At 71.0% G+C, this 15,221-nt stretch carries 8 protein-coding genes; 2 read left to right on the top strand and 6 right to left on the bottom strand.

All coding sequences use genetic code 11. The features are described from left to right. Nucleotides 1-665 precede the first annotated feature (665 nt). The 6 genes from D7V88_RS28950 to D7V88_RS43170 all read right to left on the bottom strand — a co-directional run bounded on the left by D7V88_RS28950 (nucleotide 666) and on the right by D7V88_RS43170 (nucleotide 11,812). A complete protein-coding gene (locus D7V88_RS28950) occupies nucleotides 666-1,976 on the bottom strand; it encodes an adenylosuccinate synthase (protein ID WP_120543860.1) in 1,311 nt (436 codons plus the stop codon). Nucleotides 1,977-1,988: 12 nt separating this feature from the next. Then, a complete protein-coding gene (locus D7V88_RS28945; RefSeq protein WP_120543859.1) occupies nucleotides 1,989-5,741 on the bottom strand; it encodes a UvrD-helicase domain-containing protein in 3,753 nt (1,250 codons plus the stop codon). Then, nucleotides 5,738-8,983, bottom strand: coding sequence for a PD-(D/E)XK nuclease family protein (locus D7V88_RS28940; RefSeq protein ID WP_120543858.1), 3,246 nt, complete (start codon nucleotides 8,981-8,983; stop codon nucleotides 5,738-5,740). Before D7V88_RS28940 ends, D7V88_RS28945 begins: the two co-directional genes overlap by 4 nt. Before the next feature lie 308 nt (nucleotides 8,984-9,291). Continuing rightward, nucleotides 9,292-10,005, bottom strand: a complete 714-nt coding sequence (locus tag D7V88_RS28935; RefSeq protein WP_341870718.1) for an immunity 52 family protein — start codon at nucleotides 10,003-10,005, stop codon at nucleotides 9,292-9,294. 45 nt (nucleotides 10,006-10,050) lie between these two features. Continuing rightward, on the bottom strand, nucleotides 10,051-11,496 hold the full coding sequence (locus tag D7V88_RS28930) for a Tox-REase-5 domain-containing protein (protein ID WP_244238457.1): 1,446 nt from the start codon (nucleotides 11,494-11,496) through the stop codon (nucleotides 10,051-10,053). A gap of 154 nt (nucleotides 11,497-11,650) precedes the next feature. Continuing rightward, nucleotides 11,651-11,812, bottom strand: coding sequence for a hypothetical protein (locus tag D7V88_RS43170; RefSeq protein ID WP_158625171.1), 162 nt, complete (start codon nucleotides 11,810-11,812; stop codon nucleotides 11,651-11,653). Between the two features lie 155 nt (nucleotides 11,813-11,967). Between D7V88_RS43170 and D7V88_RS28925 the strand changes: the two genes are divergently transcribed. Together D7V88_RS28925 and D7V88_RS28920 are read left to right on the top strand one after the other, a co-directional pair. Further along, nucleotides 11,968-12,870: a phosphatase PAP2 family protein gene (locus D7V88_RS28925; RefSeq protein ID WP_120543855.1), complete on the top strand. Its 903-nt coding sequence runs from the start codon at nucleotides 11,968-11,970 to the stop codon at nucleotides 12,868-12,870. Between the two features lie 164 nt (nucleotides 12,871-13,034). Next, nucleotides 13,035-15,221: CHASE3 domain-containing protein (locus D7V88_RS28920; RefSeq protein ID WP_120543854.1), on the top strand; the 2,187-nt coding region annotated here is incomplete at its 3' end.

Raw genomic sequence — 15,221 nt, 5'->3', positions numbered from 1 at the left:
CCGCGGGGCGGGTGGCGGGCTCCTTCGCTTCGGCGGAAGCGCCCTGCGCACGGACGGCAGCGGCGGGCTCCGCGGGGCGGGCGACGGACTCCTTCGCCTCGGCGACGGGAGCCTGCGTGCTGGCGGCGGGCGTCTTCGTCCCGGCGGTCGGTGCCGTCACGGGGGCACCTGCTTCGGGTGAAGCCGTGCGGGTGACGCTTCCCTTCGCCGGGGTCGTCCCCTGCCCCCAGGCTGACGTCGACGCCGTGCCGAGCAAGACCACCGCCGACACACCGAGTTGGAACCTGCGCGTGCGAACCATGTCCCTCTCCCGTCCTCGCCCCCGGCGGGCAAGGATTTCTACTGCCTGCGAGCCACGCCCCTCACGGGTCCGTGCTCCCCACCGTCCGTCAGCCGACCTTGCGATCGATGAGGCGCGATGAGCCCCCGGTCCTACCTCATGCAGGGGGTGACATCACCGTAGCCCAGGTCGAGCCGGTCCAGATCATCCCGCCGGTTTTCGATCCGCCACGCCCTGGGGGATTCCCCTCCCGTCCACGGGCCACGCGCGGTGCGCACGGCGTCCAGGAAGACGGCAGTGGGGGGATTCAGACACGCCCGGCCTGCACTTCCGGGGATGGCCCCTTCAAGGCCCTCCCCGGCGCCGCCGGGCGTCCCTTCCCTTCCTAGCTGCGGAAGGGGTTCTGCAGCAGCACCGTCTCGCCGCGGTCCGCGCCGACGGAGACGCACACCACAGGCACGCCGCTGACCTCTTCGACGCGACGCACGTAGCGCTTGGCGGCTTCCGGCAGCTCATCGAAGGTGCGCACGCCAGCGAGCTTCTCATCCCAGCCGGGCAGCGACTCGTAGATGGGCTTCACGCGCGCCAGGTCCTCGTAGTCGCCGGGCAGCTCCGTGACGCGCGTGCCGTCCAGGTCGTACGCGTTGCAGATGCTGAGCGTCTTGATGCCGCTCAACACGTCCAGCTTGGTGAGCGCGATGCCCCACAGGCCGTTGACGCGCACCGCGTAGCGCAGCACCACGCCGTCCAGCCAGCCGCAGCGGCGGGGACGGCCCGTGGTCGCGCCGAACTCGTCGCCCACCTTGCGCAGCCGCTCGCCCAGCTCGTCACTCAGCTCCGTGGGGAACGGACCGCCGCCCACGCGCGTGGTGTAGGCCTTGCTGATGCCCATCACCTTGTCGATGGCCGTGGGACCCAGGCCCGAGCCCACCGCGGCGTTGCCCGCCACGCAGTTGGAGCTGGTCACGAACGGATAGGTGCCGTGGTCCACGTCCAGCAGCGTGCCCTGCGCGCCCTCGAAGAGGATGCGCGCGCCCCGGCGCACCTGCTCGGAGAGGAAGAGCGACACGTCGTGCACGTAGGGACGCAGCCGGTCACCCAGCGCGGTGAACTCCGCGAGGATCTGCGGCGTCTCCATGCGGGGCACGTCCACGCCCGCCTGGGCGCAGAGGTCCTTGAGTTCGTCCAGCGCGGAGGGCAGGCGCTCGTCGATGCGGCGGCGCAGACGCTCCGGGAAGAGCAGGTCGCGCACGCGGATGCCCCGGCGCGCCACCTTGTCCTCGTAGGCCGGACCGATGCCGCGACCGGTGGTGCCAATGGCGCTGCCGCCACGGGCCTTCTCCCGGAAGCTGTCCAGCAGCTTGTGCCACGGGAAGATGACGTGGGCGTTGTCGGAGATGAGCAGTTGCGCGTCATCCTTGAGGAAGCCGCGCACCTTGAGCGCGTCAATCTCTCCGACGAGGACGGCGGGATCCACCACCACCCCGTTGCCAATGACACACGTCTTGCCCGGGTGAAGGATGCCCGAGGGAATCAGGTGCAGGACGGTCTTCTGGCCTCCCACCACCAGCGTATGCCCCGCGTTGTTGCCGCCCTGGAAACGGACGACCACCTGGGCATGCTCGGTGAGCAGGTCGACGACCTTGCCCTTCCCTTCATCTCCCCACTGCGCTCCGATGACGACGACGTTCGGCATGGTGCCCGCCGCTTAGCACGCGGGAGGGGCCGGGTGACAGTGTTCCGCGAAGCCGCAATGAAGGGCCTGGCAGGCCGCCTTGTCCCACCCCACCCCGGTCCCCAGTGATTCGGACTGGACAAGTGACCGGACACCTTGGGCAAGCAGGCGCACCGCCCCCGCATCCCCGGTCCCCTTCGGCAGGAACTCCGGCTCCGGGGAGGCTTCGCCCAGGAAGGCCACCCCCACCCGCACCGGCACCCCGTCACGCACCATCCGCGAAGCCGCCAGGGCCAGGGCCGCCAGTTCGTGCGCGCACGCGGCCGGCCCCAGGGGATGGCGGGCGCCCGGGCGCAGGAGCACCGCCACGGCCTCCCCTTCCGGCGATTCCCAGAGCAGATCCATCATCCCCTCCAGCGCGGCGCCGTCCTCCAGGTCCAGCACGAAGTCGAGCCCCCGGTGCACGCTGGACGCGGGCGTGGCCGCGAGCCGCTTCGCGAAGGGCGTGCCCAGGAAGCGCTCCGCCGTGGCCAGCACGTCGCCCAGGCCCTCTTCGCCCGGATCACGGCCCGCGCCGCGCAGCAGTTGCTCCAGGTGCGCCCGGCGCTCGGAGGCCTCCGCGTCCGGCCCCGCCAGGGACAGGTCCACCTGCCGCAAGAGCCGCGTCACCAACTGATCCGGACGCTCCACCGGCAACCAGCCCTCCGGATCCACCAGCAGCGGGGCCGACCGGGCGGGCGCCTCCCAAGGCTCCGAGCCCACCGCGAGCCCCAGCCGGTGGAGGTGGTGATAGCGGCGCGGGCACGAGAGGAAGTCCTGCACCGCGCGCACGGAGGCGATGGCCGGGGCTTCGTCGAACGCCGCGCCCCCTTCGTCGGGTCCAGCGCCGAAGGCCCGTGAGCGCCCCGTCTCGAAGTCGTCGGATGCGGACCCGGACACGCGGGCCAGGGCGGACTCGACACGGGCCTCGGCCTCGGCCTCCTGTTGCGCGGTGGGCGGCTCCGGATCCGCGGGCGGCGGCAACTGCTCCACATCCACGTCGAGCGCGAGCGTGCGCAGCGCCGGATCCGCTTCCAGCCGGCGGTCCACGCGGTGCCACCACGAATCGGTGCCCGCGCGCTTCTCCTCTCCGCCCGACAACACCAGCAGGTCCTTGGCGCGGGTGAGGGCTACGTAGAGCAGGCGCAGGTATTCGGCGTCCTCGCGGGCCTTCAGTTCCGCGCGCACCGCTTCGAAGCGCTCGGAGGTGAAGGTGTCCAGCGAGTCCGGCATCCAGGGCCGCAGCGCCAGCCCGAACGAGCGCTCGAAGTACGCGCGCGCGGACGTGGTGCGCCTGCGGCCTCCCATTCCAGGCACCACCACCACGGGCCACTCCAGGCCCTTGGCGCGGTGGATGGTCAAGAGCTGCACGGCGCGCGGGTCGCCTTCGTCCAGCAGATCCGCCTGCGCCTCGTTGGGGTCGGAGTCCGCCAGTTGGCGCAGCTCGCGCGCGAAGGCCACGCAGCCGCCCGTTCCCCGCTCGTCCCGTCGCGCCGCCAGGGACAGGAGCTTCTCCACGTTGGCGCTCGCCTGCTCCGCGTACGGTGAGCCCGCCAGCGCCTCGCGGTAGCCCGTCGCCTCCAGCGCCGCGTGCAGCAGCACGTGCACGCCCAGGCGGTCGCGCTCCCTTCGCAGCACGGGGATGAGGTCCAGGAAGCGCGAGAGCCGTGCCTGTTCGCGCGCGGACATCGCGGCGCGCACGTCCGCGTCCACCAGTCGCGGCGAGCCGAGCGACAGCGGCAGGTCCCCCGCGAGCCGGAACAGCGACGCATCCGACAGGCCCACCAGCGGCGAGCGCAGCACCGCGGCGAAGGCCAGCGCGTCGTCCGCGTCCGACAGGAGCGCCAGCAACGAGGCGAGGTCGCGCACCTCCTGTGCTCCGTAGAAGCCGCGTCCGCGCAGCACCCGGTGCGGCACGCCGTGGCGGATCAGCGCCGTGCGGTACTCCTCCAGGTGCGTGAAGGTCCGGAAGAGGATGGCCACGTCGCCACCTCGCGCGGGACGCAGGCCCTTGCGGTCCTCCGCCATCACCGTCGCGGGCGCTCCGGGCGCGAGCATCACGCGCAGCCTCCGCGCCACCGCGTCCGCTTCGTACTCGCGCAGCTCCGGAGCGGTGTCGGCCTCCGGCAGCGTCAAGCGCTCCACCACCGGCCCTTCCGCCAGCTCCGGGCGCGTGGGGGACAGGTCGTCCGTCGCCGCGTCGTAGACGACCTCGAACGGACGGGGCGTCGCCTCCTTCGCCACGAGCAGCCCGGCGAAGGCGCGGTTGAAGAAGGACAGGACGCCGGGCAGCGAGCGGTAGTTGTGCTGGAGGAAGCCGCGCGCCCCGCCCTCCGCTTCAATCTTGGCCGCCAGCACCGTGAACACGGACACGTCCGCGCCTCGGAACTCGTAGATGGACTGCTTGCGGTCGCCCACCGCGCACAGGAACGCGGGCTCCAGCGGCAGCGCGGTCACGAGGTCGGCGCCTGGCGCCAGCTCTCGCGGGCCACCTTCTCGCCGCTCCGACAACAGCAACACCAGCTCCAGTTGCAAGCGGTTGGTGTCCTGGAACTCGTCCACCAGCAGCGCGCCCAGCCGCTCCTGAATCTGCTGGCGGAACTCCGGGTGGTCGCGCAGCAGGTCACGCGCCTTCACCAGCAGCGAGGTGAAGTCGAACACGTTGCGCCTGGACAGCTCCGCGTCGTGCCGCGTCTCCAACTGGCCTAGCAGGTCGCGGAACGTCTCCTCGAAGGGTGCCGTGCGCCACGCGGCGTATGCATCCTCCAGCCGCCGCACGGAGCCGTCACTCTTGCCCTTCACCCTCCAGAGCAGTTCCTTCAGGCAGGCGCCCGCGCCCTTGCGCAGGTGCGCCAGGTTGCGCGGCTCCGACAGCAGCGCGTTCCGCAGCGCCGGGAAGCGCTCCGTCTGGAGGAACGTGTCCGGCGCCATTCCCTCCAGCGCCCGCTCACAGACGGACAGCAGGGAGCTCCATTCGCCCTTCGCGTCCTGCGCGCGGGCTTCGTTGCACAGCCGGCGGCAGTCCTGGATGAGGCCTTCGAGCTGCACCTTGTCCGCCGCGCCGTCACCCACGCGGGCCGTCGCCGCCTTCAGGCCTTCCTCGCGCAGCGTGCGGTAGACATCCATCAGCGCGGCCACGAGTCCGTCGGAGAAGCCCGAACCGGAGAAGCCCAGCTCCGCGCACAGCTCGCGCACCTTCGCGTCACCGCCCTCCAGCGCGTCCAGCACCACGCGTTCGGTGACATCTTCCAGCAGGCCCGACGACTCCAGCTCGTCCAGCACCTCGAAGGCGGGATCGATGCCCACCGCGGGCGGCGCGCGACGCAGGATCTGCCCGCAGAGCGAGTGGAAGGTGCCCACCGTCGCGGCGCCCAGCTCCTCGCGCACCTTGCGCCATTCATCCTGCGTGGGGAACGGCCGCTCCAGCCTCGTAAGCGACGCGCGCAGGTCCTTCTCCGCGTCCAGCGGCACATCGCCCTGGGCCAGCGCGTCCAGCCGCTCGCGGACCCGCTTGCGCATCTCCGCGGCGGCCTTGTCCGTGAACGTGAGCATGCCCAGCCGCGACGGCCGCAGCGCGGGGACCGCCTCGCGCGCTCCCGCGACCCGCAGCGTGGGGACCGCCTCGCGCGCTCCCGCGAACAGGTGCAGCGTCATCGTCACCAGGCTGTACGTCTTGCCCGCGCCGGCGCCGGCCATCAGGGCCAGGTTCTTCTCCAGCGCGAGCATGTGGGGCGCGGTGTCGCTCATCCGCCTCCCTCGTCCATCACGCGCCGTTCGGTGATGCGGCACACCGCGCGGTAGCCGCACCTTCCGCAGTCATTGGGCCGCGCCGGGAAGTCCCCGTTGCGCAGGCGCGTCACCAGCGTCTCCACCGCGTTGGGCAGGTTGAGCCCCTGCGCCTCCGCCACGCGCTGACGCACCTCCGGGTCGGTGGACAGCAGGTCCTCCAGCTCCGCGGGCGGCATCACGTCCGACAAGTGGATGCTGGCCCCCGTGCGCAGCGAGAACCACGCCGCGTTGCGTGCGCCCACATGGCCGCTCTCGCGCGCCGCGTAGAGGTACAGCGGGAGCTGGAAGTCCGAGCGCAGCAGGTTCTCCTTCAGCGTGCGCTTGTCCAGACGGCCCGTCTTGTAGTCGATGACGCCCACTTCCACGCCGGCCGTGTCCAGCCGGTCGATCTGCCCCTCGAAGATGATGGCGTCGTTCGCGACCAGCAGCTTCACGTCGCTCCAGCGCGGATCCTTCGCCGCGGGCCCGAACTTCAACTCGAAGCCCTCCGGCTTCAGCGGATCAAACGGCAGCCCCCGGACCTGATCCGTGAGGATGCGCCGGACCATCGCATGGGCCTTCTCGCCCGCGAGCTTCCACAGCTCGCGGTGCCCCACGTGGTGCAGCTCCTCGAAGTGCTTGCTGGCCTTCTTCACGGCCTTCTCCAGCACCTCCTTGGGGATGTCCTCCGGCGCCTGTCCCAGGAGCTTCTCGTCCCGGAGCGCCTTGAACACCTCCTCCATCACGCGGTGCCAGAAGGTGCCGCGTCCCCGGGCGTCGAACTCCTCGCCGGGGATCACCGGCTCCGCCACCTTCAACCCGTACGCGACGAAGCCCTGGAAGCCACAGTTGCCAAAGCGCGCCAGCGCGCTCGCGGACAGGGGCCGCTCCAGGCCGAAGTGGAACGTCTCCCGCAGCTTCTGCTCCAGCTCCGGCCCCTGCACGCCGCCGGTGAACTCGCCCGTGGCCTCGTCGTCGCTGCCGAAGAAGCGCAGGCGCGCGGCCTCCATGTGGGCCAGCTCCCGCGCGCCCCGGAACCAGTCCTCCGTGCCGAAGCGGTCCTTGAGGATCTTGCCCGCGGGATCCGGTTCGGTGACGCGGAGGCTGGGATAGGACTGCCCCGCCAGCGCCTCCAGCGCCACGGTGCGCCGCAGCTCCGTGCGCGTGAGCACTTCGTCCAACGGCAGCACCGGCGGCAGCGTGCGCGTGCGCCAGTGATGCGCGGTGAGCCGGCGCACCTCCTCCAGGAAGGCCGAGGGCACCTGCTCCTGCCCGCCCGACGCCTTCACCGCGAACGACAGGCTCAGCGACGACTCCGCCGCCGCGAGCGCGCTGGCGAACAGCAGCCGGTCCTCCGTGAGCCTCCAGGGCGCGCGGTCATCGAACTCGCCGCCCGTCAGCCGGAACACGTCCCGGCCCAGGTGCTGGTTGAGCGCCACGCGCTCCGCGTCCCCCAACAGCGGCGACGGCGGGTCGCGCCCGGGCAGCCGTCCTTCGGTGAGCCCCGCGACGAAGAGGTGGCGGAAGGTGCGGCCCGGCACCTCGCTCAAATCCAGCACCTCCACCGCGCCCGTGGTCGGTCCGCGCGCGGGCAGGTGCACGTCCCGCAGCGCATCCGCCAGCCACCGCCCCAGCATGCGCCGGGTGATCTCCGGACCGCCGCCCACCGCGTGCAGGGAGCGCAGCAGCGCCTCCATCCGCTGTTGGAATGCCGCCAGTGCCGCGTCGTCCCGGGCCCTCGCGTCCTCGATGCGTGCCCCCAGGCTGCCTTCCTCGCGCGGCTCCAGCTTGCCCGCGGAGTCCAGCAGGCCCAGCCGCTCCACGACCTTCCACCACGCGGCGACCAGCTCCGCGGCCGTGCCCTCCTTCGGGATGTGGCGGCACTCGTTGATGAGCCGCATCACGCGGTCGCGCAGCGCACGCACGGCCATCACCCGGACCGCGTCCTCCTTGTGCCGGCCGCCCTGGGCCTGCATCCGGCGCGCGAGGTCCTCCAGCCGCACGTCGTAGGCGCCCTTGCCTCGCGTCGCGCCCAGCCGGTCATCCCGCGCGGCCGCCAACGCCAGGAGCGCCGCGGGCGCATCCGGCCCTCCGCGCGACAACGACGGCACGTAGCGGCTGCCGATGATCTCCCCCACGCGCTCCGCCGGAAAGCCGTCTTCAATCAGCACCGGCAGCTCCAGCGCCAGGCGCACCGGCCCCGCGAGCGCCAGCGGTTCGCCCCAGGGCAGGCGCACGGGCACGCCCAGCTCTCCCAGCGCCTCCGCCAGCCAGCCCGCCTCCGGGCCCAGGTCGCGGTACGTGATGGCGATGTCGGACGGCGCGCTGCCCGCCGCGATGAGCCTCCGCACGTCGCGCGCCACGATGCGGGCCTCCTCGCGCGCGGACGTCGCGTTCCACACCGTCAACCCGTCCACCGCGTCCTTCAACACGTCGCGCGCGGCGCGGGGCGAGAACAGGTGCCGACCCAGGTCCGTGAAGGGCCGGCCCTCGAACGTCACGTCCGCCTTGAAGAGGTCCACGTGGGGCATCGACTCGCCCCGGTTCTCGAAGGCCCGGAACAGCGCCGCCAGCGCCGCGTCCGCCACCGGCGAGCCACCCACCGGCGTCTCCACGCGCAGCGACACCCGCCGCGACTCGCACGCCGCCGCGAGCCCCAACAGCAGCTCCAGCTTCGACGGCCGCACGTCGTAGACCCCGTGGAGCACCAGCCCCGTCACCCCGTCCCAGCCCGAGGGCCACGCGCCCCGGTCCAACGCCTCACGCGCGCCCCGGAGCACGTCCTCGCGGTCCGCGAGCCCCAGCTCCGCCATCCGCTGCTCGTACAGGTGGTACAGCCGGGCCAGGACGCGCACGCGCGTGCGGCGCTCCGGGGGCAGCACCTCCGCGGCGTCCTGCAATTCACGCGCGGAGAGGCGGCCCGCCTTCAAATCCAACAGCACGTCCGCCGCGGCCCGGGCGAACGCGGGCTCGCGCACGTAGTCACCGAACGGCGTGGTGCCCAGCGCGCCGCCCAACCCGGCCACCACCGCCCGGGCCGCCGTCGCCGGACAGGGGCGCCGGTTGAGCTCCCCCGCCCCACCCAGCGCGTGGACGAAGTCGTCCCACGTGAGCAGGCGGGCGCCCAGGGAGACGCCCCGCACACGCCGCTCCGCCCGCAGCGCCGCCTGACGGCGCGCGGCATCGGGAAAGACGTGGAGTGTGCGGCCAGGACGGGACATGCGGGGCGAGGACTCTAGAACGGCCAGGGGCGCCCTTTTCATGCTCCTTTCGTCTCATTCCCACACCCTGGCCCGTTGTCCGCCCGCCTGCTGTCCTCCGGAACCCGGGAAGTCCGACGTCGCGGGAACGCCATCCAACCCGGAACCGCGACGGTCCACCGCCCTACGGCGGCGGAGGAGGCTGTCCCCCTGCGCGACAAGCGGCTCGATCCGTCGGAGAGCGACACGTTGCTGGAGTTGGGGGTGAAATCGTAGCCCCGTCCCCAGGGGATACGAGGGGAGTCACTTTCCGTCCCCGGGTGTGCCCCTCAATCCACGACGGGTTCCAACATGCCGGCCCTGGCCAGCAGTTCGCCCACGCGCCTTCCCCGTTCGACATGCTCGGGGTTGCTCGCGGTCAACCGCTCTGGGGCCAGGACAATGAGCGTCCCCCGGTTCTCGACGGGCTCGATGCGGACGGGGGCTGGCAACGGGGGCACCGTCCCCCGGCGTCGCGGCAGGTACGTGACCCAACCCACGAACCCGCCAGCCCTGGGCGTTTCGCCCATCGCCGCACGGTGGTCCCACGAGGTGGCCAAGGCCCAATCAGGGTCCCAGGCCTGAGTCATGCTGCGTAGCACGCCCACCAGCATCGGGGCGGTGATGAGCCGCTCCGCATTCGCCCCGCGGCTCGGCAGCGTCATCACGCAGGAGTTGGGGGTGGCACCACCATGGTCACCACAGGTGATACGCAGATCCACGTCTTCCCCTCTGGCGCCTCCGTTGCCAAACCAGAACGTGAACCCGAGTTGCTCGATGGCCGGCCCCCCTTTCTCCCGGTTGACGCCACGCCGGAACGACTCGGTGAGCGTGGCCAGCTCCGGCGGCATCAAGGGGGACTTTCGGGCTTCCTGGCGTGTTCGAGCGGGCTTGTACCAATGGGCAAGGAGTGGATCACATGAGGCCAGGAGCGTGAGGAATTCAGCGGTGCGACGCGCGCAGTCCTCCGGGGATTCCTTCCGAGGCCCCCAGTAGGCACCCACGTAGTAATCCTCTGCTTCAGGCTGCTCAGCCACGAGGTCCTCCTCTCAATGTGCCGGGGTGTGGACAACCTTGATGCCTCCAACGTCCGCTCCATCCAAAAGCCGGCGGATTGGATTCACGGCGTTCGCTTCGGCCACATGCCACTCAATCCGTATCCCTGTCCCCATGATCTTCTGGGTCTGCCGCCGAGCTTGTTCAACGAGGTCCACAGCCCCTGAGTGGCGGAACCATTCCTTGGGCCTCAGTCCTTCGAAGAACTTCGCGTAGCCCGGCCCCTTCGCCTCCAGCAGCACGTCATCCTTGAACCCATCGAACTTGATCCCCCCGGCCTTCGTGCTCGTGCCCCCGACCCAATACGCCTCATCGGCCGAGTGACCCGTGATCTGCTCCTGATAGCGCCGGGCTCGCGCGGACATCGACTCCTTCGCGGGCCCCCACTGCCCAGGCCCATGATTGGAAGGCGACGTGCCCTTGGAGGCCGTGTTGGACCGCTGGAGGATGATGGCCGCCCCAGGCCCGCCGCTCAACACCGCCGCGCGTCCCACCGGCACCGATACGCGCTCCAGTGCCAGCACCCCCTCCACCGACAGCGAGAGCACCGGCACCGTGGCTTCCGCGCCCGCAGCCATCACCTTCAGCGTCCGCGTCGTGGCCGAGGCCGCACCCAAGGTGATGAGAACCCCCGTCGTCAGTCGTGACACCTCGCGGATCTGCTCGCCACGCGTCATGGACTGGAAGCGCTCCCAGTACATGGGCGAGGACGTGATGAGGGCCGCCACGCCCGCCGGCAGGTTTCTCAGTCCCGCGATGCTGTCCACGGGATGCGAAAGCAATTGTCCCAGCGCGTGGTACAGCTCCACGAAGGCATCTCCCGCGCCGTCCAGCGAGCGGTTGATGAAGTCCGCGTCGTCGTACACCTCGGCCAGAGGGCGCCATTGCGCCTCGCGGAGCTGTGCATCCACGGTCCGGAAGACACCGCCCTTGCCACTGTAGAAGCGGCCCAGTTCGAAGTTGCCCGCGCGAAATGCCCCCTCCCGCCATTCCACGGGTGCCACCTTCTGCTGGGTGCGCCCGGTGAGGGCCCACGCCAGATAGCCGTCGGGTCGCAGCACCGCGACCTGCTCCCGAGAGAAGCGCTCCACCCGACGGGACAATTCCTCCCGAGAAACCGCTCCTCCCTCCAACACCTCGCGCAGCATGAAAGCCGCGGCCATGCGAGGCGGGAAGGTGCCCAGGGTGACGGGCTTCCCCAGCAGCACGCCCAGCAGCCGCGCCGCTTGCGTGGGCGTCAGCGCTCCTCCCAGTGGGCGCTCGTCCCTCGCCTCCAACCCCGCGCTCTTCAACAACTGCTCCCAGCCGTCCCACTGCACGTCGGGGTTTGTGACGCTCGCCATGGCCACCGAACGGAGGGGACTCGCGCCCGTCACCACTTCGCGCACGGCCTTGCGGCGGTACAGCGGCGGCGCTTCATCAAAGGGCGTGACGCTCATCTCAGGGGCGGATGCACGCCGTGCTGCGTCGCTCAACGCTCGCCCCCCAGAAGAGTCCGTGGCCGTGCGGGACGTGGAGTTCAGCTTCCTTCCGGGCCCGGGAGGCAACGAGGCGCAACCGGTGAAGAGGAGGGCCACGCACCCGAGCAGGAATTCAGCGCGCATCGTCCACCCCTATGCCCACGGAAGCGAACGCACCTGGACGCAGCTCCAGGAGTTGCACCGCCGTGCTTCCGTCCACGTCCAGGCGGTCGCAGGAGAAGGCCTCCACGCTCAGCGACAGCATCAGGTACCGTTGCAATCCGCGATAGCCCACGCGTGCCTCCCCTGGAGCCAGCACCCATCCGGGAGTCGAGCGGAAGCCAGCGGCTGACGCCTGGGGCCATCGAGGACAAGCCCAACGCCCGCTGCTCCACTGATAACAGGGATTGCCGGACGGGGGTGGAGCGCCTCTATGCTCCGCCGCCCCATATGCCCGCCTCCTTCCGGACCCTCGCCACCCTCTGCCTGTTCCTCCTGACGCTGGCCCCGTTGGCGCCCGCTTCCGCCCAGGACACGGCCTCCGACGCGCCCCACGCCCTGCGCTTCAACTGGACCCGGGACGGCATCATCACCGGCGCCGCGGGCGCGCTGTGGATCTCCAGCGAGACCGTGTTCAAGGACAACCTCGCCCCGGCCCAGTGCCGCTGGTGCGACCGCGCGCCGGATGGCACCGACACGCTCAACCGCCTGGACCGCTGGGGCCGGGGCATCGCGGGCACCACCGAAGCGTCCCGCAAGCGCGCGGACACCTGGAGCAACATCATCGGGTTCGCGGGCCTGCCCCTGGGACTGCTCGGCGCCCAGTACGCCGCGGGCCGCGCCACCGGCGCGTCCGGCGAGTACTTCGCCCAGGACGCCACCATCATGATTGAAACGGCCGTCATCGCGTCCGTCGTCAACCAGGCCGTGAAGTTCACCGTGGGCCGCGAACGCCCCTTCGTCCACGTGCTGTCCGACGCCGACAAGGGCCTCACCGCCCACCCCACCGACAACAACCTGTCCTTCTACAGCGGGCACACCAACCTGGCCTTCTCCCTGGCCGTGTCCGCCGGCACCGTCGCCTCGCTGCGTGGCTACAAGCACCAGGGGCTCATCTGGGCCGTGGGCCTGCCGCTGGCCGCGTCCGTGGGCCTCCTGCGCATGGGCGCGGACAAGCACTACCTGTCCGACGTGCTGACCGGCGCCGTGATCGGCTCCGCGTTCGGCGTGGCGGTGCCCCTGCTCCTGCACGGCCGCACCGACGCCGCCGCGCCCTCCTCCAGCCGGGCCTCCTCCCTGTCGCTCAACCCCTCGATTGGCCGGCAGATGGTGGGCGTGTCCGGGGCCTTCTAGGCCTCCGGGGCAGGCGCCCGCGCACAAGCCGACACTTCGCCCCAGACACTCCCCGGAACGCGCGGTCCCGCGTGGTACGCGATCCGTCCACCCTCGTCGGACGGGTCTCCTTCCGTGCGCTCCATCCTGATTCACGTCCTCCCGTGCTCCGAGGGGCGGTGCCCATGAGCCCGTCCTCCGTGAAGGACGCCCCGCGCGTCGAGCGCTTCGGCCCCTCGCTGCCCCCCGCCACCTTCGCGGGCTTCGCCATGGCCGCGGTGGCCATCCTCATCATCGCGTTCCTCTCCTACCGCATGCTCCAGACGCGCACCGCGGCCGGCAGGATGGTGACGCACACGCTGGAGGTGGTGGAGAAGCTGGAAGGATTGCTGTCCACGCTCAAGGACGCGGAGACGGGCCAGCGCGGCTTCCTTCTCACCGGCGCGGAGAGCTACCTGGACCCCTACGTCCGCGCGAAGAAGTCGCTGCCCGGACAGCTCGCGTACCTGAAGGAGCTCACCGCCGACAACACCGCGCAGCAGCAGCGGCTGACGCAGTTGGAGAACGCCGTCACCGACAAGATGACGGAGCTGCAACAGACCGTCGATCTGCAACTGCGAGGCGACAGCCGGGGCGCCATCGCCATCGTGAAGCAGGACCGCGGCATCTCCGTGATGCAGTCCATCCGCGCCACCGTGGAGGAGATGGAGATCGACGAACGCAAGCTGCTCGCCGACCGCAGCGCCGAATTCCAGGCCTCCGCCAGCCTGTCCCTCCTCGTCACCTGGGCCGGCTCCGCGCTGCTGCTCGCCCTCATCGGCATCTCGGGCTCCATCGCGGCGCGCGACTTCCGCGCCCGGGGCATCGAAGCCTGGCTCCAGGCGGGCCAGAACGCCCTCTCCACGCGCATGCAGGGCGAACAGCGCCTGGAGCAGTTGGGCGACAACGTGCTGCGCGTCCTCGCCGACACGCTGGATGCCCAGGTGGGCGCCCTCTACCTCGCGGACGCGACGAACCGCTTCCGCCGCGTCGCCGGCCATGCGCTGCCCCCCGGCTTCGAATCCAGGGGGGACCTGCTGCGCCCCGGTGACGGGCTCGCCGGACAGGCCCTCAAGGACGGCCGCGCCTTCCACCTGCGCGACGTGCCGGAAGGCTACCTGCCCGTCTCCTCCAGCCTGGGCCAGGGCCTGTCCCGCCACGTGCTCATCGCCCCCGCGAAGGCGGACGGGCAGGTCAACGCGGTGGTGGAACTGGGCTTCCTGCACCCGGTGCACCCGTCGGACCTGGAGCTGCTCCAGCGCGTGTCCGAATCCATTGGCGTCGCGGTGCGCGCATCCCACGACCGCACCCGCCTGGAACAGCTCCTGGAAGAGACGCGCCGCCAGGCCGAGGAGCTGCAAGCCCAGCAGGAGGAGCTGCGCGTCTCCAACGAGGAGATTGAAGAGCAGAGCCGCGTCCTCAAGGAATCCCAGACGCGGATGATGACGCAGCAGGTGGAGCTGGAGCAGACCAACGCCCAGTTGGAGGAACAGGCGAGCCTGCTGGAGACGCAGCGCGACGACCTGGCCCAGGCGCAGGTGACCCTCACCGACAAGGCCACGGAGTTGGAGCGCACCAACCGCTACAAGTCGGAGTTCCTGGCCAACATGAGCCACGAGCTGCGCACGCCGCTCAACAGCTCGCTCATCCTCGCGAAGCTCCTGGCGGACAACAAGGAAGGCAACCTCACCGCTGAACAGGTGAAGTTCGCGCAGACCATCAGCTCCGCGGGCAACGACTTGCTCGCCCTCATCAACGACATCCTGGACCTGTCGCGCATCGAGGCGGGCAAGGTGGAGGTGCAGGCGGAGCCCGTGTCCCTCCAGCACTTCGTGGAAGGGCTGGGCCTCACCTTCCAGCCCGTCGCGAAGCAGAAGGGTCTGCGCTTCGCCTTCACCGTCGCGCCGGACGCGCCCTCCACCCTGGAGACGGATCCCCAGCGGCTGGGGCAGGTGCTCAAGAACCTGCTCGCCAACGCCTTCAAGTTCACCGAACGGGGCGAGGTCTCCCTCACCGTCTCCACGGCGGGCGCGGGGCTCGTGGGCTTCGCCGTGCGCGACTCCGGCATCGGCATCCCCGCGGAGCTTCAGGGCGTCATCTTCGAGGCGTTCCGTCAGGCCGACGGCAGCACCCACCGCAAGTACGGTGGCACCGGCCTGGGCCTGTCCATCTCCCGCGATCTGGCGCGCCTGCTGGGCGGCGACGTCACCGTGAGCAGCACGCCCGGCGAGGGCAGCACCTTCACCCTCACCCTGCCCCTGCGCGCGGGCGCCTCCACGACACCGCGCGAGGCCGCCCCACCGCTTCCCGCCGTCCGGCCGACGCCGGCCCCT

The organism is Corallococcus terminator (assembly GCF_003611635.1).
GTDB lineage: Bacteria > Myxococcota > Myxococcia > Myxococcales > Myxococcaceae > Corallococcus > Corallococcus terminator.
Note: the sequence above shows the minus strand (reverse complement) of the source record. Positions and strands in the feature narration are given on the sequence as shown.